Source organism: Psychrobacter sp. W2-37-MNA-CIBAN-0211 (assembly GCF_040309405.1).
In the GTDB taxonomy this organism is placed as follows: Bacteria; Pseudomonadota; Gammaproteobacteria; order Pseudomonadales; family Moraxellaceae; genus Psychrobacter; species Psychrobacter glaciei.
The window spans coordinates 1-235 of record NZ_JBEOOU010000583.1; the positions used below are offsets into that span (position 1 = coordinate 1).

Here is a 235-nt window from a genome sequence, read left to right on the forward strand (position 1 = left end):
GATCGGCGCCGAACTGCAAAAAATCTACTTTGCTCAATCCCAGGCCGGCAAGGGCTACGGCAAGCACCTTCTGCAGTTCATTTGGCAGCTTGCGCAAAACCGTCAAGAGCGACTGCTGTGGCTTGAAGTGCTCAAGACCAATATCAGCGCCCAGCGTCTCTATGAGCGCCGGGGCTTTGAAGCCCAGGCAGAGATACCTTTCAGTACCGACCTCGCCGCGATCCCGACGGTGCTC

Annotated in this window: 1 protein-coding gene; it reads left to right on the forward strand. The window is 57.4% G+C overall.

All coding sequences use genetic code 11. The features are described from left to right. Positions 1-235 (forward strand): GNAT family N-acetyltransferase (locus tag AAEY72_RS16350; protein ID WP_352311740.1); only part of this gene is annotated, 235 nt, incomplete at both ends.